Here is a 21,755-nt window from a genome sequence, read left to right as displayed (position 1 = left end):
GTCGTCGCCGTGACGACGAAAAGGGGCCCTCGGGTGAGGGCCCCTTTTCCGTGTGCGGGTGCGGGTCAGGCGATGTGCTCGTCCGTCAGTTCCGCGTTGAGGCGGTTGGAGAAACGGTTCACCATGCGCTTGGACTCGGCCTCTTCCAGGGTGACGCCGTACGTCGCCTCGACGTCGGCGATGAACCCGCGCGGGGTGGGCGCTCCGTTCCCGCTCTTTATCGACTCGCGGAAGATCTGGTAGTACGCCTCCTCGTCCGGCTGCGGGGTGGGAGGTGTGCCGCCGCCGTCGCCCAGCTCCCGCGTGCGGTTCGGGCCCACCGGGATGGGGAAGCTGCCGGTGTCCTCCGGGGAGAGGACCTCCTGCGACTGGTCGAAGTGCTGCGCGGCGGCCTGCGGGGGCTCGGCGATCCACTGGGCGTACTGGTCGGGGTCGAAGGCCGGGTCGTAGCCGCCCTGGTACTCGACATCGCGGGGGGTGTTGAACCAGGGGCTCTGGTCGGGTTCGGGTTCGGGATCGGGCTGCTGTGCGGGGGAGGTGCTGTCGAGCTCCGGACGCCGTCCGCCGCGGGGTGCCGCCGCGCCCGCCTCGGCCGCCCCGGCCGCACGACCGGCCGCGGCGAGGGCGGCGTCCGCCGCGAGCGTCTTCGGTTCCGCCGCGCCCAGAGCCTGCTGCGGGGCCGGCGGTATCAGCGCCGGCTCTATCCCCGCCGCCGCGAGGCCCGCCGGGGCCGTCTCCGCCAGCGGCACCCCGTACTTCGCCAGCCGCAGCGGCATCAGCGACTCCACCGGCGCCTTCCTGCGCCACGCCCGCCCGAACCGCGACCGCAGCCGCGCCTGGTAGACGAGCCGCTCCTGCTCCAGCTTGATGACCTGCTCGTAGGAGCGGAGCTCCCAGAGCTTCATGCGGCGCCACAGGAGGAACGTGGGGACCGGGGAGAGGAGCCAGCGGGTGAGGCGGACGCCCTCCATGTGCTTGTCGGCCGTGATGTCGGCGATCCGGCCGATCGCGTGCCGGGCCGCCTCGACCGAGACCACGAACAGGATCGGGATCACCGCGTGCATGCCCACACCGAGCGGATCCGGCCACGCGGCCGCGCCGTTGAAGGCGATCGTCGCCGCCGTCAGCAGCCACGCCGTCTGACGCAGCAGGGGGAACGGGATCCTGATCCAGGTGAGGAGCAGATCCAGGGCCAGCAGGACGCAGATGCCCGCGTCGATGCCGATCGGGAAGACGTAGGAGAAGTTCCCGAAGCCCTTCTTGAGGGCCAACTCGCGGACCGCCGCGTACGAACCGGCGAAGCCGATACCGGCGATGATCACGGCGCCGGCCACGACCACGCCGATGAGAACGCGGTGCATCCGAGTCAGCTGCAGTGGCGCGGCCACCCGTAATCCCCTCCCCTTGCGTGTTGTTGCGCGCAACAGGGTGGCACATGTGTACGGGGAACGGGTGGCCGGTTCCTGTCGGAACTGCTCAGCTCTTCGACGCGGGCTTCTTGGACGGCGAGGCCGAGGCGTCCTTCGAGGAGTCGTCCGAGGCCTCCTCGGACGCCGACTTCGAGGGCGACTTCGACGGCTTCGACGACTCGGACGCGGCTCCGGACGGGGCGCTGTCCGCCGTGCCGCCGCCCTTGCCGTTCGCGGTCGACACCGCCTCCACGGCCTCCTTGACGGCCTTCTTCGCGTCCTTCAGCAGATCGCCCTCGTCCGGCGTCTTGTCGCCGGCCAGACCGGCACCGTTGTAGTCGAGCGTGACCACGACGTTCTCCACGCGCGCCACGATCGTCTGCTGCTTGAAGGTGCCTTCCTTCTTCTTCAGGTCGTAGTGCACGGCCGTCGCCTGGTCGCCCGTACCGGCCACCGGCTCCGACTTGACGCCCTTCGCGCCCTCGGCGGCCTGGGCCTCCTGGACCTGCTTCTCGTAGTACTCCTGGGCCAGCTTGTCGGCCGGGCCGCGGGCGACGTCCGACTCGAAGCGCAGCATCGACACGTTCAGCCAGCGGAACTGCGAGCCCTTCACGCCGTTGTTGTCGAGGCTGTCCCAGGAGCAGCTGGCACGCGTCGAGATGTCGTCCGACTTGCCCTCCTTGCCGGACTTGCCCTTCGGTACGAGGTCCTTCAGCGTCTTCTTCGAGAGCGCCTTGCACGGCTCCGGAAGCTTGTCGTACGCCGCCGCCTGCACGGTCGGTGAGGGGCTCGAGGACGCCGACGCCGATGCCCCGGCCTTGGCGGCCTTGTCCGTGCTGTCGCCGGAGCCGGAGTCCGAGGAGCAGCCGGCGGCGACCAGCATCACGGGGACGGCGGCCGCGCAGACAAGGACGCGGTTGAGGCGCTTCGCTCGCTGGTCTCGCTCTACTCGTCGCTGCATGGTTCCTTCACTCATGACGCTCGTGATTCCCTGCGGTCGGAACGGGTCCGAGTGGTCACCGTACGCGGTGAGGCAGCGGTGTGTTCTTCCTTCGGGTGCTTCGCGGGTGAGCGTGAAGGGGCCGTGAAGGACCCTCAGTCACCCAGCGAATCCGCCAGCTGGGAAGCCAGTTTCTGCGCCCTGTCCTGCATTTCCTTGCTGTCCGGGACGACACCGACGGTCGCCGGCTGCTCCGCGTACTCGATGGTCACGATGACGTTGGACGTGCGGAACGCCACAGTCACGGTCCGCTGCTTGGCCGTCGAACCGGAACTGTTCAGCCCGTCGTCGAGGAAGGCCTCGTCGCCGAGGTCCTCCAGGACCCGGGGCTGCAGATCGGTCGGCGCCGCGGAGGGGGGCGCCGAGGGTGAGGACGAGCCGGAGGGGGCCGGGGAGCCGCTCGCTGACGCGGCCGCACCGCCCGCCGGGGTACTGCCGGAAGCGGCCGTCTCCGTGGCGGTCGGCTCGGGCAGGTGGGCCGAGGCCTCCCGCTCCGCGAAGAGCTGCTCCGCCTGGCTGTCGTCGCTGACGGCGTTGTCGTACGAGACGACCCGCTCGAAGTCGATCAGCAGATGGTCGGTGGCCGTCGAGGAGTCCACCTTCCAGCGGCAGCCGACCTTGCGGTCGGTGTCGAAGGTGGTCGTCGGCTCGCCCTCGTAGGCCTTGTCGCGCTGCTCCTCGTCGCTGATCTGCCGGATGCCCGGGAGGAGTTCGCCGAGCGTGCCCTCGCTGACCTCGGCGCAGGGGTCGGGCAGGGTGCGGTAGCGGCCGGGCTCGGCGGCGGGCGATGCCGTGCCGGTGTCGCCGGGGTTGGAGTCGTCCTTCGGGCCGCCGTCGGCCGAGCCGCCGGTGCAGCCGGCCAGTACCGCCGTGAGGAGCGCGGCGATCCCGGGTACCCACGCCTTCCGTCGCACGTGGTGGCTCCTCTCGACACGGATATTGGCTTGCCGCCGTACAGCGGGCGATGGACACAATGTGTATCGCACGCACTGCCGTGGACGCCGGTCCGATTTCCTTTTCGTCGACCTTGGCTCCGGTATTTGCTGTTGAAGACTTCTGTTCGTTTACGGGGGATTGAGGGCGTTATGTCGTACGTAGAGATACCGGGCGCGAAGGTGCCGATCCGGATGTGGGCCGACCCGGCCTCGGTCGAGGAGGGCGCGCTCCAGCAGCTCCGGAACGTCGCCACCCTGCCGTGGATCAAGGGCCTCGCGGTCATGCCCGACGTGCACTACGGCAAGGGCGCGACGGTCGGCTCGGTCATCGCGATGCGGGGTGCGGTGTGCCCGGCGGCGGTGGGTGTGGACATCGGCTGCGGAATGTCGGCGGTGAAGACGTCCCTGACGGCGAATGACCTGCCCGGCGATCTGTCCCGGCTGCGGTCGAAGATCGAGCAGTCGATTCCGGTGGGCCGGGGGATGCATGACGACCCGGTGGATCCGGGGCGCTTCCACGGGCTGGCCACCGCCGGGTGGGACGACTTCTGGTCGCGGTTCGGCGGGGTGGCGGAAGCGGTCAAGTTCCGTCAGGAACGTGCCACCAAGCAGATGGGAACGCTCGGCGGCGGCAATCATTTTGTCGAAGTGTGCACGGATACGACCGGATCTGTCTGGTTGATGCTGCATTCCGGTTCCCGGAACATCGGCAAGGAACTGGCCGAGCATCACATCGGCGTGGCCCAGAACCTCCCGCACAACCAGGGTCTGGTCGACCGGGACCTCGCCGTCTTCGTCGCGGACACCCCGCAGATGGCGGCGTACCGCAACGACCTGTTCTGGGCGCAGGAGTACGCGAAGCACAACCGCTCGATCATGATGGCGCTCCTGAAGGACGTGATCCGCAAGGAGTTCAAGAAGGCCAAGCCCACCTTCGAGCCGGAGATCAGCGCGCACCACAACTACGTGGCCGAGGAGCGCTACGACGGGATGGACCTGCTCGTGACCCGTAAGGGCGCGATCCGGGCCGGTTCCGGCGAGTACGGGATCATCCCGGGCTCCATGGGCACGGGTTCGTACATCGTGAAGGGTCTCGGCAACGCCAGGTCCTTCAACTCGGCCTCGCACGGCGCGGGCCGGCGCATGAGCCGCAACGCGGCCAAGCGCCGGTTCACCACGCAGGATCTGGAGCAGCAGACCCAGGGTGTGGAGTGCCGCAAGGACTCCGGTGTCGTCGACGAGATCCCCGGCGCCTACAAGCCGATCGAGCAGGTCATCGACCAGCAGCGGGACCTGGTGGAGGTCGTGGCGCGCATCAAGCAGGTCGTCTGCGTGAAGGGCTGACCGGCAGGCTCTACAGCTCCCGGTGCACCTTCGTGTTCGACGCCTGGGCGCGGGGGCGCAGGACCAGGAGGTCGACGTTGACGTGGGCGGGGCGGGTGACCGCCCACGTGATCGTGTCGGCCACGTCGTCGGCCGTGAGGGGTTCGGCGACGCCCTGGTAGACCTTGGCCGCCTTCTCCTCGTCGCCGCCGAAGCGGGTCAGGGCGAACTCGTCCGTCCTGACCATGCCGGGGGCGATCTCGATGACGCGGACCGGCTGACCGACGATCTCCAGGCGCAGGGTCTCGGCGAGGACGTGGGAGCCGTGCTTGGCGGCGACGTAGCCACCGCCGCCCTCGTAGGTGCCGTGGCCGGCGGTGGAGGAGACGACCACGACCGTGCCGTCGCCGCTCGCGATCAGCTTGGGCAGCAGGGCCTGGGTGAGGTTGAGGGTGCCGATGACGTTCGTCTCGTACATCTGCCGCCAATCGGCCGGGTCGCCGGTCGCGACCGGGTCGGCGCCGAGCGCGCCGCCCGCGTTGTTGACCAGCACGCCGATCGTCTTGAACGCCGTGGCGAACTCGTCGACCGCCGCGCGGTCCGTGACGTCGAGGGCGTAGGCCGTGGCCTGGTGGCCCGCCGTGTTGATCTCCTCGGCCAGGGCCTCGATGCGGTCCTTGCGGCGCGCGGTGAGGACGACGCGGTAGCCCGCCGCGGCGAGTTGCCGGGCCGTGGCGGCGCCGATTCCGCTGCTCGCACCCGTGACGACGGCGATGCGGGAGGCTGCGGACGGGGCGGCGGTGGCCATGGGAGCTCCTCGGGCGTGGGTGTGCGGCGCGGACGGTGCGCAGACGCTTCCGGCCAGGATAGGCAGGCCCCGCGGTGGGAGAATGAGGCCGGGTGGTCCCCTGTTCTCCCGGAGGTGGGTCATGGGTGAGGCACGCGAGATCATGGACCGGCTCACGGACGCGGTCACCGCGCACACCGATCTGAGGGTCGTGGGTGAGCTCTACGCCGAGGACGCGGTGGCCTTCACTCCCGACGAGGGCGAGCTGCGCGGACGCGACGCGATCGTCGCGTACTGGCGGACGATGACCGAGGCCGTCCCCGGGGCGACGTTCGAGGCGCTGCACTCCTACGAGGCCGGTGACACGGCGATCGACGAGGGCATCTACCGCGGGCGGAACACCGGGCCGCTGGAGCTGCCCAACGGGGAGACGCTGCCGCCGACGCAGAAGGAGATCCGGATCCGCGGGGTGGACATCGCCACCGTGAAGGACGGGCGGATCGTCGACTACCGGCTGTACTTCGACGAGATGGACTTCCTCGGGCAGTTGGGGCTGCTCCCGCCCGACGAGCCGTTCTGAGCCGCGCGAGGGGCCGGGTCAGTTTCCTCGTGGGGCGTACATGATGACGGCCATGCCCGCGAGGCAGACCAGCGCGCCCGTGACGTCCCAGCGGTCCGGGCGGTAGCCGTCCGCGACCACGCCCCACAGGATCGAACCGGCGACGAAGATCCCGCCGTACGCGGCGAGGACGCGGCCGAAGTGGGCGTCGGGCTGGAACGTCGCGACGAAGCCGTAGGCGCCGAGGGCGAGGACGCCGCCGGCCGCCCAGAGCCAGCCCTTGTGCTCGCGCACGCCCTGCCAGACCAGCCACGCGCCGCCGATCTCCAGCAGGGCGGCGAGGACGAAGAGGGCGGCGGAGCGGAGTACGGACATGGCGGTCAGCTTCGCACGTCCGCCGCGCCCTGGTCGTGCCGCCGGTGTCAGTCGCCCTGCGGCTCGGCGTCGTAGCGTTCGCGGGCGTCCCTGACCTCGTCGAAGTGGTTCTCCGCCCAGTCCTTCACGGCGGTCAGGAGCAGGGCCAGGTTGTGGCCCAGGGGCGTGAGTTCGTAGTCGACGCGGACCGGGACGGACGGGGTGACGGTGCGGGTGAGGAGCCCGTCGCGTTCGAGGGAGCGCAGGGTCTGGGTGAGCATCTTGGGGCTGACACCGGCGATCTTGCGGCCGAGATCGCTGTAGCGCAGGGGGCCAGGGGCGAGGGCGGACACGACGAGGCTGACCCACTTGTCGCTGATGCGGTCCAGGAGCTGGTTGGTGGGGCAGCTCTTGAGGAAGGCGTCGTACTCGATGCGGGCCTGCTCGCGCCGCTGGGCCGCCGTCATCGTGGCCATGGCTCACCTCCGGGGTACGTACGCACTCACAGGTAACTACTTACCTGTGGATAGTAGCTCTTCCTAGGGTTGTGCGGGCCGGGAGGACGTCCCGGATACCGACAATCCAAGGAGCGTCGCTGTGCGTGCTGTTGTGGTGAACTCGTTCGGTGGGCCGGAGACCGTGGAGGTCGTGGAGGCCGGGATGCCGGAGCCGGGTGCGCGTCAGATCCGGATCAAGGTCGCGGCGGCCTCGCTGAATCCCGTGGACGCGGGGGTGCGGGCCGGTGTCTTCGGGGGTGCGGGCAAGCGGATCGGGCTCGGCTGGGACGTCGCCGGGACGGTGGACGCGGTGGGCGTGGCCAGTGCGTGGAGCGTCGGGGACGCGGTGGTGGCGCTCGACTACGGCATGGTCAAGCCGCTGGGCACTCATGCCGAGTACGTCGTCGTGGACACGGACGCCGTGGCCCTGGCACCCGCCTCGGTGGACACGGTCCACGCGGCGACCCTGCCCCTGAACGCGCTAACCGCCCTGCAGGCCCTGGATCTGCTGGAGCTGACGCCGGACCGGTCGCTGCTGGTGACGGGTGCGGCGGGCGCGGTCGGCGGATACGCGGTCCAGCTGGCCGCGCACCGGGGGATACCGGTGGCCGGGCTGGCCCGGGAGGGGGACGAGGCGTTCGTGCGGTCCCTGGGGGCCGGGCGTTTCGTCGGCGGCGCGGTCCCGGACGGGGAGTTCGACGCGGTGCTGGACGCCGCCGTCCTCGGTGAGCCGGCCTTGGCCGCGGTGCGCGACGGGGGCCGGTACGCCGGCGTCATCCCGCAGGCGGAGCCGGCCTCCGTCCGGGGGGTGCGGACGAGCGCGGTCGAGGTGAGCGCGGACGGGGCGCGGCTCGCGGAGCTGGTGCGGCTGGTGGACGAGGGGGTGCTGACGACGCGGGTGGCCGAGACGTTCGCGCTCGAGGACGCCGCCAAGGCGCACGCCCGGCTCGACGGGGGCGGTGTGCGGGGGCGGCTGGTACTCGTGCCCTGACGCCCGGGCGGGTTCTCGGGGTCGGGCCTGGGCCCTCGACAGCGGTGCGGGGCTCTTGGGGCTGGTGTCGGGTCTTCGGCTTCCGTGCGGGGCTCTTGCGGCTGGTGGCGGGCTTTCGGACCCGCCCCGGGTCTTCGGCCTCCGTGCCGGGCTCTCGCCGCTGGCGCCGGGCCGTCGCCCCCCCCGTGCCGGGCTCTTACGGCTGGTGCCGGGTCTTCGGCTCCCGTGCGGGGCTCTTGCGGCTGGTGCCGGGTCTTCGGCTCCCGTGCCGGGCTCTTGGGGCTGGTGTCGGGTCTTCGGCGGCTCCCGTGCGGGGGCTCTTGCGGCTGGTGTCGGGCTTTCGGCCCCGTGCCGGGTCTTCGGCCTCCGTGCCGGGCTCTCGCCGCTGGCGCCGGGCCATCGCCCCCCCCCGTGCCGAGCTCTCCTCCCCAGTGCCGGCCCTCCCTCCAGTGCCGTTCCCTTTCCCCAGTGCCGTCTCCCTTCCCTCCGGTGGCGGGCCCTCCCACCCCGCGCCGGGCCCCCTCCTGGGAATAGCCCCACGTGGGCACCTGTTCCCCAGTGTGGTTGAACCGTAAACAACCTGGAGGGTGAGCGAGCATGCAGTTCGGGATCTTCAGCGTCGGCGACGTCACGCCCGACCCCACCACCGGCCGGACGCCCACGGAGCGCGAGCGGATCAAGGCCATGGTGGCCATCGCGCTGAAGGCCGAGGAAGTGGGCCTCGACGTCTTCGCCACCGGTGAGCACCACAACCCGCCCTTCGTGCCCTCGTCCCCCACGACGATGCTCGGCTACGTCGCGGCCCGCACCGAGCGGCTGATCCTCTCCACGGCCACGACCCTGATCACCACCAACGACCCGGTGAAGATCGCCGAGGACTTCGCGATGCTCCAGCACCTGGCCGACGGCCGGGTGGACCTGATGCTGGGGCGCGGGAACACCGGCCCGGTCTACCCCTGGTTCGGGCAGGACATCCGCCAGGGCATCAACCTCGCCGTCGAGAACTACGCCCTGCTCCACCGCCTGTGGCGCGAGGACGTCGTCGACTGGGAGGGGAAGTTCCGCACCCCCCTGCAGGGCTTCACCTCCACGCCCCGCCCGCTGGACGGCGTACCGCCGTTCGTCTGGCACGGGTCGATCCGCTCGCCGGAGATCGCAGAGCAGGCCGCGTACTACGGCGACGGCTTCTTCCACAACAACATCTTCTGGCCGGCCGACCACACCAAGCGCATGGTCGAGCTGTACCGCGAGCGCTACGCCCACTACGGGCACGGCACTCCCGAGCAGGCGATCGTCGGCCTCGGCGGGCACGTGTTCATGCGGAAGAACGCCCAGGACGCGGTGCGCGAGTTCCGTCCCTACTTCGACGTCGCCCCGGTTTACGGGCACGGCCCGTCGCTGGAGGACTTCACCGAGCAGACGCCGCTGACCGTCGGCTCCCCGCAGCAGGTCATCGAGAAGACGCTGGCCTTCCGCGAGTACGCAGGCGACTACCAGCGCCAGCTGTTCCTGATCGACCACGCCGGGCTGCCGCTGAAGACCGTGCTGGAGCAGATCGACCTGCTCGGCGAGGAGGTCGTGCCGGTGCTGCGCAAGGAGTTCGCGGTGGACCGCCCGGCGGACGTCCCGGACGCCCCGACGCACGCGGCCCGGCTCGCCCCAGGCCGAGGGTGAGGGCACGGTAGGGAGCGGCTCCGAGGCTGCCCGGCCGCTGGTGAGAGAGGAGTAAGAAGGACGCTCCGGCGCAGCGCATACGGTCCCGCGGGCCGGGCGGCTTGGCACACTGGACGCGTGCCCCACACCGTGCTGCTCGCCGAAGACGACCGCGCCATCCGCAACGCCCTGGAGCGTGCCCTGACCCTGGAGGGCTACCAGGTCATGGCGGTCGCCGACGGTGTCGAGGCGCTGGCACAGGCCCACCGCAACCGTCCGGACGTGCTCCTGCTGGACGTGATGATGCCCGGCATCGACGGGCTCCAGGTGTGCCGGGTGCTGCGCGCCGAGGGGGACCGGACGCCGGTGCTGATGCTCACGGCCCTCGTCGAGACCGCCGACCGGATCGCCGGCCTGGACGCGGGCGCCGACGACTACGTGGTCAAGCCCTTCGACGTCGAGGAGGTCTTCGCCCGGCTGCGCGCCCTGCTGCGCCGCACCAGCCCGGTGGGGGCCGGCAGCGCGCCTGTGGCCGACGCACCCAGGCCGCTGTCGGAGCGGTTCCTCGAGGCGGCCGGGATCCGCATGGACCCACAGGCCCGCCGGGCCTGGCGGGGCGCGCGCGAGCTGGAGCTGACCCGCACCGAGTTCGAGCTGCTGGAACTGCTGGTGCGCAACGCGGGCATCGTCCTCGACCACTCCACGATCTACGACCGCATCTGGGGCTACGACTTCGGGCCCGGCTCGAAGAACCTCGCCGTCTACGTCGGCTATCTGCGCCGCAAGCTCGACGAGCCGGACGCACCGCAGCTGATCCACACGGTGCGCGGCGTGGGTTACGTGCTGCGGGAGGACTGAGTGGGCAGCCTCTGTCGCCTGCTGGCCGGGCGGCGGCCGAAGCTGGTCTCGCTGCGCACCACGCTCGCCGTGTCGTTCGCGGCGGTGACGGCGGCCGTGACGGTCCTCGTCGGCATCCTGTCCTACAGCGCAGCCGCCCGGCTGGTGCGGGTGGACCAGCAGACCGTGTTCGACGAGGTCGTGCAGGATCTGCGCGACGAGGTGCGGCAGAACCACATGACGCCCGGCGACTTCTCGTCCGCCGCGCCGGGCCACGACCTGGTGCGGCCCGCCCGCACGGACGTGCAGGTGCTCGGCCCGGACGGGCACGTCGTCGACGCGGGCAGTCCGGGACTGCCGGTCACCGGCACCGACGCGCGGATCGCCGCCGAGAAGCTGTCCGGTCAGGTGGCCGAGCACAAGGACGTAGACGTGGGCAACGACGTCTACCGCGTCGCCACCGTCTCCCTCGGCGGCGGCCGGGGCGCGGTGCAGGTCGCGCAGGAGTTCAGCGACGTCGAGGATCTGCTGCGGGCGCTCCAGCAGCGGACGCTGCTGCTGATGGCCGCCGTGGTGATCGGCGCCGGGCTGTTCGGCTGGTGGCTGGCCCGGCGCATCACGCGCCGCCTGGTCGTGCTGACCGACGCCGCCGAGGACGTCGCCCGCACCCGCCGGCTGGGCATCCAGGTGCCCGTGGCCGGCCATGACGAGGTGGGCCGCCTCGGCCGGGCCTTCGACCGCATGCTGGGCCGGCTCGCACAGTCCGAGGAGGACCAGCGCCGCCTGGTCCAGGACGCGGGCCACGAGCTGCGCACGCCGCTGACCTCGCTGCGCACCAACATCTCCCTGCTGCGCCGGATCGACGAGCTCCCGCCGAAGGCCCGCGAGGAGCTGGTCGCCGACCTGGGCCAGGAGGCCCGGGAGCTCACCGACCTGGTCAACGAGCTGGTGGATCTCGCGGCCGGGCAGTCCGACACCGAGCCGCCACGGCGGGTGGACGTCGCCGACATCGCCGAGGAGGTCGCGGGAGTGGCCAGGCGCCGCAGCGGCCGGGAGATCGTGCTGCGCGCGAGCGGCGACACCACGACCGACGGGCGGCCCGGGATGCTGACCCGGGCGCTGTCCAACCTCGTCGAGAACGCGGTCAAGTTCGACCAGGGCGGCCGGGCCCCCATCGAGATCGTCGTCTCGGGGCCCGCCCGGCCCGGCCGGATCCGGGTCGAGGTCCTCGACCGCGGCCCCGGCATCGCCGCCCGCGACCTCACCCGGGTCTTCGACCGCTTCTACCGCGCCGCCGACGCCCGCTCCCTGCCGGGCTCGGGCCTCGGCCTGTCCATCGTCCGCGAGGTGGCCCTCGCCCACGGGGGAGCGCCGTTCGCGTTCCGACGGGAAGGGGGCGGGGCGGTGACCGGGTTCACGGTGGGCGGGGGGATCGACTGACGGCACGGGCCTGCGGTGAGGTACCGCCGACCCGCGACCCCGGCGTCACGCCACGTGCGCCCCGGCGTCACGCCACGTGCGCCCTGGCGGCTGAGCTCCGGCGCGTCCCCGGCGGCACATCCCCGCGGGGCGGTCCTGCGGCGCGGTCCTGCGGGCCCCCCGGGCAGGGCTGTGCCGGCGGTCAGTCCGCCGGCGCGTAGAAGCCGATCGGCGAGTTCGGCCGGAACCCGATCCGTGGGTACACGGGCGCGCCGGCGGCGGTCGCGTGCAGTGTCGCCCGGGTCAGGCCGGTGGCCCGGGCCCCCTCGTGCAGCGCCTTGCGTGTCACGGCCTCCCCGTAGCCTCGCCGCTCCCACGCCGGATCGGTGGCGACGAGCACGACGAAGAGCCGCCCGTCCGCCTCGACGGTGGCGGCGCAGCTCACGGGGACACCGTCCCGCAGCCCCAGGTACGCGAACACCCCGCTCTTCCACAGCGAGGACCCGGCCAGCCCGTCCCGCCCGTCCTCCAGCGGGAACCCGTAGGCACGCGAGTTGATGTCCGCGTACGCCCGCAGCAGTTCGTCGTCGTCCACGCGTACGAAGGTCAGCTCGGGGTGGACGGGGTCGGGAACCGGCAGCAGATCTCCCGCCATGCCGGTGCCGGGGAAGGCGTACCGCAGGCCCGCCTGACCGGCGGCCGACCCGAGCGCGGCCCGCGCCCGGTCGTCGAGCAGGGCCTCGAAGACCCACAGGAATCCGGGGCGGGATTTCGCGCGCATGATCTCGGCGGCCTCGTTCAGCCGCTGCTTCAGCAACCCGGCGTCCGCGCCGACGTCCGTCAGGGTCACGCAGTTCCAGAAGGCGAACCGGCAGTCGGCCCACCGCACGGCGATGCCCGGCAGGTCCCGCACGTCGGCGCGGGGATCCCGATCGAGCACCATGGTCCGCCAGACCGTTGCGAGCTGTTCCATCGATTCGATCGAGTCCGCGAGATCACGCACAGGTCCCCCTCAGGTCACCGACTGCCGCCGCACCGGTCCTGCCCGTCGGCGGCCCGGCTCATCCTCCCGCCCGGCCCCGAGAGCTGCTTGTGGCCGGTACGTGGCCGAAGTCCTGCCACGCATGCGGCGGGCCGACGGAGGGAATGCGCCGGAGCCCGGCATAAAAGGCCCGTAAAGATTGCCGGAACATGGCAATGAACCTGCTTCCCCTCGCGTGTGAAGATTCCGCCAAGCCGGAGTTCAGCGGCTCGGCTCCACGACGGGCGTCGACCTCGCCGAGTTGCTGAAGGGCGTCACGCGGCGCACCGCGGCGACGGAAGAGCAGTCGGCGTCGCTCAACGGGAAGGTGGAGATCACCGGCTGACGCGCCGGTGATCCGCAAGGGCCCGCTCGCCGTCAACCCGGCGGGCGGGCCCTGAACCGTCTCCGGCCCTGTACCGCCCCCCGATCTTCCCTGGTGTTGCCCGTTCAGATCTCCTGGGCGGGCCAGTCCAGCAACCGCGCCCCGATGACGGCGGTCTGCAGGGTGTAGCGGTGCAGGGGATCGGCCGGGTTGGCGCCGGTCAGCTGATGGATCCGTTCCAGACGGTACGTCAGGGCGCGCACGCTCAGTGTCAGGCGACGGGCCGCCTCGGCCGCGGTGCACCCGGACTCGAAGTACACCTGCAACGTCCTGAGGAGCGGCTCGGCACCGCCGCGGGCACGCGTCAGCGGCCCGAGCGCGCTGAGGACCAGGTCGGCCATGGCCTGCCGGTCGCGGGCCAGGACCGGGTAGACCAGCAGGTCGGCGGCGCGCACGACGGGATCGTCCAGGCCCAGCCGGCCGGCGAGTTCGAGGGTGCTGAGCGCTTCCTCGTAGGAGTGCACCACGCCGCCGGCACCGGGCCGGGGGCGGCCGATGGCCACGCGGCCGTCGTCCGTGGCGGCGTGCGCCTGCTTGGCGAAGTAGGCGAGCACGTCGTTCTGGTCGCCGGGGGCGATGCAGACCAGCTTCTCGTTCTTCGTGGCGAGCAGGATGCGCCGGTCGCCGAACCGCGCTATCAGCGCGGCCTCGATCCGGCGCGTGACCGGTGCGACGTCGTCGTACGCCTCGGGTCCCTCGGCGACCGCGACGGCATGGGCGCGGGAGAGTACGAGACCGAAGCGTTCGGCCCGTTCGGCGAGACGGCCCAGGTTGCTGCGGCCGTACAGCAGGTCGTCGATGAACTCCCGGCGCGCGGCCTCCTCTTCGCGTACGGCCTGGCGCTGCGCCCGCTCGTACCCCTGGGCGAAGGCGTCGATGGCCTGCTCCACCGCGGCCAGGACACGGTCGGCGGAGCCCCGGGTACCGGGCCAGCCGGCCCGGGTGGCCGCGAGGTGCTCCCTCACGAGGCCGCGCAGACTGTGTCCGCGCTCAGCGGCCTGCTCACCCAGGGCGCGGCGGGCGTCGAGCTCGTCCCGCGTCGGACGGCGGCCGGTCGCGGCGACCTCGGCCAGGATCTCCGCGTACCCGTCCAGATACCGCGTCGCCGTGTCCGACTCGCTCACCCTGCCCCCTGCCCCCGCACGCTCCGTGCGCCGCTGACGGCTTCCTGACGGCCACCGGCATGCAGACCCTAATGAACTCTGCCGGGAACCGGCAATGCCGATCCGGCTCCGGCCTTGCATCATGGGCCGTGGGGAGCACCACGGATGGTTCCGGTGCCGGAGCCCGGAAAGGGCGCCGGCACCGGAACCGCGGTTCGTCCGGCTTCAGTTCCCGGTGGCGCGCGCGTAGGTGAGGATCGCGGCCGAGCTGGTCGGTCTCGCTGTACAGGGCGCCGGCCGGTTCCGTGCCGCCCAGCAGCCAGATGTCCTTGCCGCCCTCCTGTTTCGACTGCCGAACCTTGTCGTGGGCGGGCGGTCAGGAGTGGTCCGGCGTGACCCATTCGACGAGCTGGACGACGACCCCGTTGGGGTCGGTGACCTGGAACAGGCGTTCTCCCCAGGGCTCTTCACGCAGGGGCATCGTGATGTCGACGCCTTCGGAACGCAGCCGTTGCTCCTCGGCCTCGAGACCGGTGACGGTGAAGGCGAGGATCAGTCCGCCGGCGTGCCGGTCGCGCTGGTCTGGCGGCAGGACGTCGGTGCCGCTCCGGAGCAGGACGATGTCGACGGCGGCATCGTCACGGGCGAGGGAGGCGAATCCTTCGGCTGCCGCCTGTTCCCGGTAGCCGAGGTGCTCGGTGAAGAAGCTGCGGGAGGCCGCGATGTCTTCGACGGTGAGGGAGACGGTGGAAGCGGTGATCCTCAAGTGGGGTTCCTTGTCAGGCGGCGGTCGGGGCGATGCCCCTCGGAGCTGATCTTACGTCGGTAGTAAGATTACTACCAGGCACTCCGTGTGGTAAACGTATTTTTGCTACGGAGGTAAGATTCTGCTCATGGAAACCAGGGCGAGCGCCACAGCGGGCGCATCCACATCCGGCGACATCGCCCCGCAGGGCCTGCGGGAAGCGAAGAAGCAGGAGACGCGACAGCTGATCTCCGACCATGCGACACGGCTCTTCATCGAGCAGGGCTTCGAGAACACCACCATCGCCGAGATCGCGGCGGCTTCCCGCGTCGCGAAGAAGACGGTGACCAACTACTTCGCGCGCAAAGAGGACTTGGCTCTCGACCACCAGGACGAGTTCGCGGCCACGCCGGCGCGGACCGTGACCTCACGCCGTCCCGGGGAGTCCGCCCTCACGGCGCTTCGCCGTGCCTTCGAGGCCGCCGTCGCGGCGCAGGACCCGGTCGCCGGATTCGCCGGCCCGGACTTCTCCCGCATGATCGCCGACAGCCCCACCCTGTCGGCGTGCCTGCGCAACCTGCACGACCGGCGTGAGCAGGCGCTGGCCGAGGCGCTCGCCGAAGCCGTCGGTGCGCGGCCGGACGACATCACCGTCCGTACGATCGCCGGGCTGCTCGGCGCCGTGCACCGCGTCCTGTTCCAGCGCATCCAGGACCTGACCCTGGCCGGGCACACCAACGACGAGATCGCCAGGACGATCGCGAAGGAAGCGGCACACGCCTTCGACCTCCTCGAACCGGCCATCGGCGACTATGCGGTCGCCTGAGGGTCCTCAGGGCTCCTCAGGGGCCCTCGGAGGGCCTTCCACCATGAGGGCGGAGCCCGAAAGCCCCGCCCGGAACCACTGAAACCCCAGCTCAGGGCCACACAAGGCAATAAGGCTGATGCCCCGCCTCATGCAGCCGATGCGAGAAGTCCTGCCACTCGTGCAGCAGTTGGTAGACGTTGAACGCGTCCCGGGGGCCTCCCCGGTCCGGGACCGTCGACCAGATGAAGGCCGCCGCGCCCACCGCCTCCTCGCCGATGCCGCGCAGGGGGTCGACGACCGTCATGGGCAGTTTGACCACGGCGTAGTCGGGGTGAAGGACGACGAGCTCCAGAGGCGGGACCTTGTGCAGGGGGACGCCCTCGATGCCCGTGAGGACCATCGCGGCCATGGTCTCCGGCTTGATCTTCGTGAACATGCCGTTCATGCCGAGCTCGTCGCCGCCGAGCTCCTCGGGGCGCATCGAGATCGGCACGCGGGCCGCGGTCGCGCCGTCGGGCGCGCCGAAGTACTTGTACGTCACCCCCACCCGACCACCATTCCCGCTGCTCCCGGCCCGAAGATCGTCCACCTGACGTTCAGGAAGATCGTCCACCTGACGTTCAGTACGTCCGGCGGCCCGCTCCGGTTCACTCGGTGAACCCTGTGTCCGACGCGGTTCCTGAGCGTCCTCCGCCTCGCGCCGGTGCCGTCCCCGCCGGGCACGTCGAGGACCCAGGTCATCGGTCCCCTCGCCCAGTCCGCCACCGCGATGCATATCTCCACCCGACTGCTTTTCCAGAACGCGTCGCCCCCGCCGCGCAACCCGATCATCGTGTCAGTGACCTCCCCCACGGCCGTCCGCCGAAACGTGCGCTGAAACAACTGTCCGCGGGATGTCCGCAGCCTCAGACCACGCCGGGCCGTGCGAGCTGTGTGTATCGGGGTCCAGTCTCGCAGACGACGGGGACCACGGGGCCGGTTGTCCCGCGCCCCGTCCGCCCGCGCCCCTGGCCTACCCTGAACAGGTCACTGGCACCCGGAGCCCGACAGCGTCGGAGAAGGTCGGAGAAGTCGCAGGTCATGAGTGAACTGGCATATCCGTATGAAGCACCGGCCTCGCAGGCTCTGTTCGACCGCGCGGCGGCCGTCACGCCCGGCGGCGTGAACTCACCGGTGCGGGCCTTCCGAGCCGTCGGCGGCACGCCGCGGTTCATGGTGTCCGGCACCGGTCCCTATCTGACCGACGCCGACGGCAGGGAGTACGTCGACCTGGTGTGCTCCTGGGGGCCCATGATCCTGGGCCACTCGCACCCCGAGGTGATCGCCGCCGTGCAGGACGCCGTATCCCGCGGTACGTCCTTCGGCACGCCCGGTGAGGGCGAGGTCGCGCTCGCCGAGGAGATGGTCGCCCGTGTCGCGCCGCTGGAGCAGGTGCGGCTCGTCTCCAGCGGGACCGAGGCCACCATGTCCGCCATCCGGCTCGCGAGGGGATTCACCCGGCGCACCAAGGTGATCAAGTTCGCCGGGTGCTACCACGGGCACGTCGACTCGCTGCTCGCCGCGGCCGGCAGCGGTGTCGCCACCTTCGCGCTGCCCGACACCCCGGGCGTCACCGGTGCCCAGGCCGGCGACACCATCGTCCTGCCGTACAACGACCTCGACGCCGTACGCGAGGCCTTCCTGGCCCACCCCGGCGAGGTCGCCTGCGTGATCACCGAGGCCTCCCCGGGCAACATGGGCGTCGTACCGCCGGCCGAGGGGTTCAACCAGGGCCTGAAGGACCTCTGCGCCGAGAACGGCGCGCTCTACGTCTCCGACGAGGTCATGACCGGCTTCCGCACCAGCCGGGCCGGGTGGTTCGGGGTCGACGGCGTCGTCCCGGACCTGATGACCTTCGGCAAGGTCATGGGCGGCGGCTTCCCCGCGGCGGCCTTCGGCGGCCGGGCCGACGTGATGGCCCACCTCGCCCCGGCCGGGCCCGTCTACCAGGCCGGCACCCTCTCCGGTAACCCCGTCGCCACCGCCGCCGGGCTCGCCCAGCTGCGGCTCCTCGACGACGCCGCCTACGCCAAGGTGGACGCCGTGTCGAAGGAGATCCAGGGGCTCGTCACCGGCGCCCTGTCCAAGGAGGGCGTGGCGCACACGCTCCAGAACGCCTCCAACATGTTCTCGGTGTTCTTCACGGACCGGCCCGTGCGCAACTACGAGGACGCAAAGACCCAGGAGTCCTTCCGCTTCACCGCGTTCTTCCACTCGCTGCTCGCCGACGGCGTCTACCTGCCGCCGTCCTCCTTCGAGTCCTGGTTCGTGTCCACCGCGCACGACGAGCGGGCTCTGCAGAGGATCGCCGACGCCCTCCCGGCGGCGGCCCGGGCGGCTGCGGAGGCCACGGCATGAGCGACCAGCGGAGCAACAGCGCCGAGGACATCACCGTCGTCCACGTCATGCGGCACGGCGAGGTCGCCAACCCGGACGGCATCCTCTACGGCCGCCTCCCCGGCTACCACCTCTCCGACCTGGGGCGCCGCATGGCCGACCGGGTCGCCGAGCACCTGTCCGGCCGCGATGTGACGCACGTCGTCGCCTCGCCGCTGGAGCGGGCCCAGGAGACGGCCGAGCCGATCGCCAAGGCGCACGGGCTGGACCTGGCGACCGACGAGCGGCTGATCGAGGCCGAGAACATCTTCCAGGGCAAGACCTTCGGGGTCGGGGACGGGGCGCTGCGCAAGCCCGGCAACTGGAAGCACCTGGCCAACCCGTTCCGGCCGTCGTGGGGCGAGCCGTACGTCGACCAGGTCGTCCGCATGATGAGCGCGCTGAGCACGGCGAAGGACAAGGCCCGCGGGCACGAGGCGGTCGTGGTCAGCCACCAGCTGCCCATCTGGATCGTCCGGTCCTACGTCGAGCGCCGCCGTCTCTGGCACGACCCGCGCAAGCGCCAGTGCACGCTCGCGTCGCTGACGACGTTCACGTACCAGGGCGACCGGATCGTCTCCGTCGGCTACAGCGAGCCGGCCCGCGATCTCGTCCCGGCCCATCTCCTCGCCGGCGCGAAGCCGGTGAAGGGCCAGAACAAGGCCTTCGGCGCGTAGCACGTGGCCCGCGGGTCGCGCTGCCGGAGCAGCCGACCCGCGGGCAGACCCCGGCCGACTGCCGGCTGCTCGGCTCCGCGGATACCGCGATGGCGTTTCCTGGCCTCAGGACACGATCCGCTGCTGTGCAGTGACGATCAAGCCAGCAGGATCTCGCCGAAGATCGTCCCGGCCAGCACGACATACACCGTGCATGCGATGTAGTTCAGCACGGTCGTTGCTTTGGTCGAGTCGACAAGACGTGCGTGGAAGAATCCCGCCAGAACTCCGACGCATCCGTACAGGATCACCTCCATCAGAACGTTGATCGCACCGAGCATCGTCAGCTGCAATGCCGGGTTGTCCGCGCTTCCGATGAATTGCGGGAGTACCGCAAGGAAAAAGAGAATGATCTTCGGATTCGTGATGCTGACGAGGACGCCTCGCAGATACCAGCGTCCGGCCGGAACATCACTGTGCCCGCTGATCGCACGACGTGCGTGACGCATCGTCACGTATGCCAGCCATAAGAGATACGCGGCACCCAAAATCCTGATGGTATCCAGTACTAATGGGTACGATCGGGCGACTTCTCCCAAACCGGCGACGACGGCGGCGGCGTAGACGCTCATGCCGGTTCCGATGCCGAGTATGGCTTTCACCGCAGACCGGCGACCGCCTTCGAGGCCCACGGCGAGCATGTAGGCCATATCGGGCCCGGGGGGGCCGAGGAAGAGCAGGATCACTGCCACGTAGCCGGGCAGCACCGTCAGATCCACCATGGTCAGCGACCTCCAGCCCTGGCATCGCGTACGCGCATTCCGTAGTGCCCGTAGCACTCACTCCACGCTGGGTTGCCGTCGGCGAGGTGCGAGTGTCCGATGCCGGCCTTGGAGAGTGTCATGAGATCTCCCAGTCGAGGTGGAACCATCTGAGGTGGTTCCAGCATACACGCGAAGCTCCTGATGGGAATGGGGCATCTTCCAGGTCGGCCCATCCATCAGGAGCTTCGGCGTTCACAGAATTCAAGAACGTGGAGTGAAGGTGATCGGCAGCTTCTTCGCGCCCGTATTTCCGGAGTCGGGCAGCCACTCGGCGCCTTCCCCTACGCGCAGCTCGGTCATCCGCGTCGCCATCACCGAGAGGGCCACATTCATGTCCGCCCGTGCGACGAAATGCCCCAGGCAATGATGCAGGCCGCCACCGAACGCGAAATGAGGCGAGCGGTCGGCGTCGAGGTCGATACGGTCCGGGTTGTCGAACTCGGCGGGATCGGTTCCCGATGAAAGGGTGAACAGGTGGACTGTCGTGCCCTTCTCGATCCTGCGATCCTTGTACTGGAACGTTTCTGCCGCTTCGCGCGTGGTCCACCGATTGATCGGATTGACGCGGAGCACTTCTTCGACCGCCTTGGTGGAGTAGCGGTCCGGGTCCGCAGCCAGCTTCTCCCACTGGTCCGGCTGCCTCGAGAAGGATTCGACAGCCAGTGCCAGCTGGTTCCGAGTCGTGTCGATCCCCGCGAATATGAGCAGGATGATGAGATTGATCAGTTCCTGATCCGAGAGCCTGCCGTCATCCTCGTCCCGCGTTTCCACCAGGGTGCTGAGGATGTCGTTCTGAGGTGACTCCCTCCTGCTCCTCACCAAGGACTCCGCATATCGAGTGAGTTCGACGACAGCCTCGTCGATCTGCCCGATGTTCTCCTGGATGGTGACGCCGATACCGAGCCCGATCGTGGACGCCAGCTGATTGATCTTCTTCCAGTCGCCCTCGTCGATGCCCAGCATCATGCACAGGATCCTGGTCGAATACGGCGCCGCGAAGCGACTGGCGAACTCTGTCCGCCCGTCTTCGATCCACTCGTCGATCAGGCTGTCCGCCAGGGATCGGAATCGGGGACGTAACGGCTCTATTCGGCGCGGAGAGAACGCTGGGTTCACCAGACGTCGGATCCTGTTGTGCTCGTCACCCTCCAACACCAGCAAGGTCTTCTTCCACCAGCTGTCGAAGTGCCCCTCGAACACTCCGTGATGAGCCGGCCACTTGGCCGATCCTTGCGTCAGACGGGGGTTCTTCAGCAGCACGCTGTTGTCCTCGTACGAGAGGACGGCAATGCCCCAGTCGGTTTCTGCGTACCAATGTGCAGCTCGCGCTTTCCGCACCTCTTCCGAGTCCATGCGAAAGTGCTTGTCATTGATGTCGAGGTGCAGAGGTGTGGGTTGCTGCGCCATGGGAAACGACTCCTGATCGTCGAATGCTGCGGAATCAACCAGCGGTCAACGGGCCGATGCGGTAGAGAACCTCGTCGTGGTGGCTGTCGGGGAAGAGGCTGCTGGGGAACAGCACCTGTGTCTCGATGTGAGCCGAGTGCTTCTTGGCGAACTGCTTCAGCACCATGAGGATCGCCTTGTTCTCGGCGGAGACCGTGGCCTCGACGTACCGGGCGCCCTGGGCCACCTGCTGGTCGGCCGCGGCCTGGAAGAGCTTCACCCCGAGGAAGGGGATGCCGTGGCGCGGGTTGACGGCGGTTTGCCAGACGAAGTAGGTCTCGGGCTCGTCGGGGCGGCGGTAGCCGGTGAGGAAGCCGACGACTTCCTCGTCCACGGTCGCGATCAGCGAACCGTCAGCGAAGTCCCTGAACCACAGCGTGTAGTAGTAGACGCTGTTGGAGTCCAGGCCGGAGGTGTTCTCGACCAGGTTCCACACGGCTGGGCCGTCCTCGGGCACCGGCGCCCGGAAGACCGCCTGCTTGTTCGCGGTAGTGCTCTGGTCTGCGCCGGCTGCGGAGGTGGCGTTGATCGTCATGGTCAGACCGCCTTGGTCTCTGTGGGCAGCGGGTGGGCCGTCATGGCGGGATG

General features: G+C 70.2%; 23 protein-coding genes. 9 read left to right on the top strand and 14 right to left on the bottom strand.

What is annotated here, in order from left to right; all coding sequences use genetic code 11:
* Positions 1-65 precede the first annotated feature (65 nt).
* From ABTX60_RS23780 to ABTX60_RS23770, 3 genes are all read right to left on the bottom strand, one after another.
* Complete coding sequence (locus ABTX60_RS23780) at positions 66-1,388, bottom strand: DUF2637 domain-containing protein (RefSeq protein ID WP_352099011.1); 1,323 nt, start codon at positions 1,386-1,388, stop codon at positions 66-68.
* 88 nt (positions 1,389-1,476) lie between these two features.
* A complete protein-coding gene (locus tag ABTX60_RS23775) occupies positions 1,477-2,385 on the bottom strand; it encodes a DUF3558 family protein (RefSeq protein WP_352099010.1) in 909 nt (302 codons plus the stop codon).
* A 119-nt stretch (positions 2,386-2,504) separates the two neighbouring features.
* A complete protein-coding gene (locus ABTX60_RS23770) occupies positions 2,505-3,323 on the bottom strand; it encodes a DUF3558 domain-containing protein (protein WP_352099009.1) in 819 nt (272 codons plus the stop codon).
* A 171-nt stretch (positions 3,324-3,494) separates the two neighbouring features.
* Here ABTX60_RS23770 and ABTX60_RS23765 point away from each other — a divergent pair, with 171 nt between their 5' ends.
* A complete protein-coding gene (locus ABTX60_RS23765) occupies positions 3,495-4,688 on the top strand; it encodes an RtcB family protein (RefSeq protein WP_352099008.1) in 1,194 nt (397 codons plus the stop codon).
* A 10-nt stretch (positions 4,689-4,698) separates the two neighbouring features.
* Here ABTX60_RS23765 and ABTX60_RS23760 read toward each other — a convergent pair whose 3' ends face one another.
* On the bottom strand, positions 4,699-5,475 hold the full coding sequence (locus tag ABTX60_RS23760; RefSeq protein ID WP_352099007.1) for an SDR family NAD(P)-dependent oxidoreductase: 777 nt from the start codon (positions 5,473-5,475) through the stop codon (positions 4,699-4,701).
* Between the two features lie 121 nt (positions 5,476-5,596).
* On the opposite strand from ABTX60_RS23760, the gene ABTX60_RS23755 reads away from it, so the two are divergent.
* Positions 5,597-6,034: an ester cyclase gene (locus tag ABTX60_RS23755; protein WP_352099006.1), complete on the top strand. Its 438-nt coding sequence runs from the start codon at positions 5,597-5,599 to the stop codon at positions 6,032-6,034.
* 18 nt (positions 6,035-6,052) lie between these two features.
* Here ABTX60_RS23755 and ABTX60_RS23750 read toward each other — a convergent pair whose 3' ends face one another.
* Positions 6,053-6,388: a YnfA family protein gene (locus tag ABTX60_RS23750; protein ID WP_352099005.1), complete on the bottom strand. Its 336-nt coding sequence runs from the start codon at positions 6,386-6,388 to the stop codon at positions 6,053-6,055.
* A 47-nt stretch (positions 6,389-6,435) separates the two neighbouring features.
* A complete protein-coding gene (locus tag ABTX60_RS23745; RefSeq protein WP_352099004.1) occupies positions 6,436-6,843 on the bottom strand; it encodes a winged helix-turn-helix transcriptional regulator in 408 nt (135 codons plus the stop codon).
* Between the two features lie 121 nt (positions 6,844-6,964).
* Between ABTX60_RS23745 and ABTX60_RS23740 the strand changes: the two genes are divergently transcribed.
* The 4 genes from ABTX60_RS23740 to ABTX60_RS23725 all read left to right on the top strand — a co-directional run bounded on the left by ABTX60_RS23740 (position 6,965) and on the right by ABTX60_RS23725 (position 11,785).
* On the top strand, positions 6,965-7,855 hold the full coding sequence (locus ABTX60_RS23740) for an NADP-dependent oxidoreductase (protein WP_352099003.1): 891 nt from the start codon (positions 6,965-6,967) through the stop codon (positions 7,853-7,855).
* A 597-nt stretch (positions 7,856-8,452) separates the two neighbouring features.
* A complete protein-coding gene (locus ABTX60_RS23735; protein ID WP_352099002.1) occupies positions 8,453-9,529 on the top strand; it encodes an LLM class flavin-dependent oxidoreductase in 1,077 nt (358 codons plus the stop codon).
* Positions 9,530-9,646: 117 nt separating this feature from the next.
* Positions 9,647-10,366: a response regulator transcription factor gene (locus ABTX60_RS23730; protein ID WP_352099001.1), complete on the top strand. Its 720-nt coding sequence runs from the start codon at positions 9,647-9,649 to the stop codon at positions 10,364-10,366.
* Positions 10,367-11,785 carry a sensor histidine kinase gene (locus ABTX60_RS23725; RefSeq protein WP_352099000.1) on the top strand — a complete coding sequence of 473 codons (1,419 nt, stop codon included), beginning with the start codon at positions 10,367-10,369 and terminating at the stop codon, positions 11,783-11,785.
* Between the two features lie 181 nt (positions 11,786-11,966).
* Here the strand turns inward: ABTX60_RS23725 and ABTX60_RS23720 are convergent, their stop codons facing one another.
* The 3 genes from ABTX60_RS23720 to ABTX60_RS23710 all read right to left on the bottom strand — a co-directional run bounded on the left by ABTX60_RS23720 (position 11,967) and on the right by ABTX60_RS23710 (position 15,039).
* Entirely contained in the window at positions 11,967-12,767 is an 801-nt protein-coding gene (locus tag ABTX60_RS23720) for a GNAT family N-acetyltransferase (protein ID WP_352098999.1), read from the bottom strand.
* Between the two features lie 468 nt (positions 12,768-13,235).
* Positions 13,236-14,294, bottom strand: coding sequence for a PucR family transcriptional regulator (locus ABTX60_RS23715; protein ID WP_352098998.1), 1,059 nt, complete (start codon positions 14,292-14,294; stop codon positions 13,236-13,238).
* 355 nt (positions 14,295-14,649) lie between these two features.
* Positions 14,650-15,039 (bottom strand): VOC family protein, encoded by a 390-nt coding sequence (locus tag ABTX60_RS23710; RefSeq protein WP_352098997.1) that lies wholly within the window; start codon positions 15,037-15,039, stop codon positions 14,650-14,652.
* A gap of 127 nt (positions 15,040-15,166) precedes the next feature.
* Here ABTX60_RS23710 and ABTX60_RS23705 point away from each other — a divergent pair, with 127 nt between their 5' ends.
* A complete protein-coding gene (locus ABTX60_RS23705; RefSeq protein ID WP_352098996.1) occupies positions 15,167-15,844 on the top strand; it encodes a TetR/AcrR family transcriptional regulator in 678 nt (225 codons plus the stop codon).
* Between the two features lie 91 nt (positions 15,845-15,935).
* Here the strand turns inward: ABTX60_RS23705 and ABTX60_RS23700 are convergent, their stop codons facing one another.
* Both ABTX60_RS23700 and ABTX60_RS23695 read right to left on the bottom strand, forming a co-directional pair.
* Complete coding sequence (locus ABTX60_RS23700) at positions 15,936-16,373, bottom strand: hypothetical protein (RefSeq protein ID WP_003974483.1); 438 nt, start codon at positions 16,371-16,373, stop codon at positions 15,936-15,938.
* Positions 16,364-16,678: a hypothetical protein gene (locus ABTX60_RS23695; RefSeq protein WP_352098995.1), complete on the bottom strand. Its 315-nt coding sequence runs from the start codon at positions 16,676-16,678 to the stop codon at positions 16,364-16,366. Before ABTX60_RS23695 ends, ABTX60_RS23700 begins: the two co-directional genes overlap by 10 nt.
* A gap of 228 nt (positions 16,679-16,906) precedes the next feature.
* On the opposite strand from ABTX60_RS23695, the gene hemL reads away from it, so the two are divergent.
* Both hemL and ABTX60_RS23685 read left to right on the top strand, forming a co-directional pair.
* Positions 16,907-18,223 (top strand): glutamate-1-semialdehyde 2,1-aminomutase, encoded by a 1,317-nt coding sequence (hemL, locus tag ABTX60_RS23690; protein ID WP_352098994.1) that lies wholly within the window; start codon positions 16,907-16,909, stop codon positions 18,221-18,223.
* A complete protein-coding gene (locus ABTX60_RS23685) occupies positions 18,220-18,918 on the top strand; it encodes a histidine phosphatase family protein (protein ID WP_352098993.1) in 699 nt (232 codons plus the stop codon). Before hemL ends, ABTX60_RS23685 begins: the two co-directional genes overlap by 4 nt.
* A gap of 137 nt (positions 18,919-19,055) precedes the next feature.
* On the opposite strand, the gene ABTX60_RS23680 is transcribed toward ABTX60_RS23685, so the two are convergent.
* The 3 genes from ABTX60_RS23680 to ectA form a co-directional block, all read right to left on the bottom strand.
* Positions 19,056-19,679 (bottom strand): LysE family translocator, encoded by a 624-nt coding sequence (locus ABTX60_RS23680; protein ID WP_352098992.1) that lies wholly within the window; start codon positions 19,677-19,679, stop codon positions 19,056-19,058.
* A gap of 243 nt (positions 19,680-19,922) precedes the next feature.
* Positions 19,923-21,128, bottom strand: a complete 1,206-nt coding sequence (locus tag ABTX60_RS23675) for a cytochrome P450 (RefSeq protein ID WP_352098991.1) — start codon at positions 21,126-21,128, stop codon at positions 19,923-19,925.
* Positions 21,129-21,162: 34 nt separating this feature from the next.
* Positions 21,163-21,702: a diaminobutyrate acetyltransferase gene (ectA, locus tag ABTX60_RS23670; RefSeq protein WP_352098990.1), complete on the bottom strand. Its 540-nt coding sequence runs from the start codon at positions 21,700-21,702 to the stop codon at positions 21,163-21,165.
* Positions 21,703-21,755: the final 53 nt, after the last annotated feature.

Origin of the sequence: Streptomyces sp. NPDC126510 (assembly GCF_040302345.1) — a bacterium.
Classification (GTDB): domain Bacteria; phylum Actinomycetota; class Actinomycetes; order Streptomycetales; family Streptomycetaceae; genus Streptomyces.
Note: the sequence above shows the minus strand (reverse complement) of the source record. Positions and strands in the feature narration are given on the sequence as shown.

What these genes read in the sequence shown, in the direction of transcription:
- ABTX60_RS23775 (WP_352099010.1), bottom strand. Translation starts at nt 2,385, where the DNA reads ATGAGTGAAGGAACCATGCAGCGACGAGTAGAGCGAGACCAGCGAGCG.
- ABTX60_RS23765 (WP_352099008.1), top strand. Translation starts at nt 3,495, where the DNA reads ATGTCGTACGTAGAGATACCGGGCGCGAAGGTGCCGATCCGGATGTGG.
- ABTX60_RS23760 (WP_352099007.1), bottom strand. Translation starts at nt 5,475, where the DNA reads ATGGCCACCGCCGCCCCGTCCGCAGCCTCCCGCATCGCCGTCGTCACG.
- ABTX60_RS23755 (WP_352099006.1), top strand. Translation starts at nt 5,597, where the DNA reads ATGGGTGAGGCACGCGAGATCATGGACCGGCTCACGGACGCGGTCACC.
- ABTX60_RS23750 (WP_352099005.1), bottom strand. Translation starts at nt 6,388, where the DNA reads ATGTCCGTACTCCGCTCCGCCGCCCTCTTCGTCCTCGCCGCCCTGCTG.
- ABTX60_RS23745 (WP_352099004.1), bottom strand. Translation starts at nt 6,843, where the DNA reads ATGGCCACGATGACGGCGGCCCAGCGGCGCGAGCAGGCCCGCATCGAG.
- ABTX60_RS23735 (WP_352099002.1), top strand. Translation starts at nt 8,453, where the DNA reads ATGCAGTTCGGGATCTTCAGCGTCGGCGACGTCACGCCCGACCCCACC.
- ABTX60_RS23705 (WP_352098996.1), top strand. Translation starts at nt 15,167, where the DNA reads ATGGAAACCAGGGCGAGCGCCACAGCGGGCGCATCCACATCCGGCGAC.
- hemL (WP_352098994.1), top strand. Translation starts at nt 16,907, where the DNA reads ATGAGTGAACTGGCATATCCGTATGAAGCACCGGCCTCGCAGGCTCTG.
- ABTX60_RS23685 (WP_352098993.1), top strand. Translation starts at nt 18,220, where the DNA reads ATGAGCGACCAGCGGAGCAACAGCGCCGAGGACATCACCGTCGTCCAC.
- ABTX60_RS23680 (WP_352098992.1), bottom strand. Translation starts at nt 19,679, where the DNA reads ATGGTGGATCTGACGGTGCTGCCCGGCTACGTGGCAGTGATCCTGCTC.
- ABTX60_RS23675 (WP_352098991.1), bottom strand. Translation starts at nt 21,128, where the DNA reads ATGGCGCAGCAACCCACACCTCTGCACCTCGACATCAATGACAAGCAC.
- ectA (WP_352098990.1), bottom strand. Translation starts at nt 21,702, where the DNA reads ATGACGATCAACGCCACCTCCGCAGCCGGCGCAGACCAGAGCACTACC.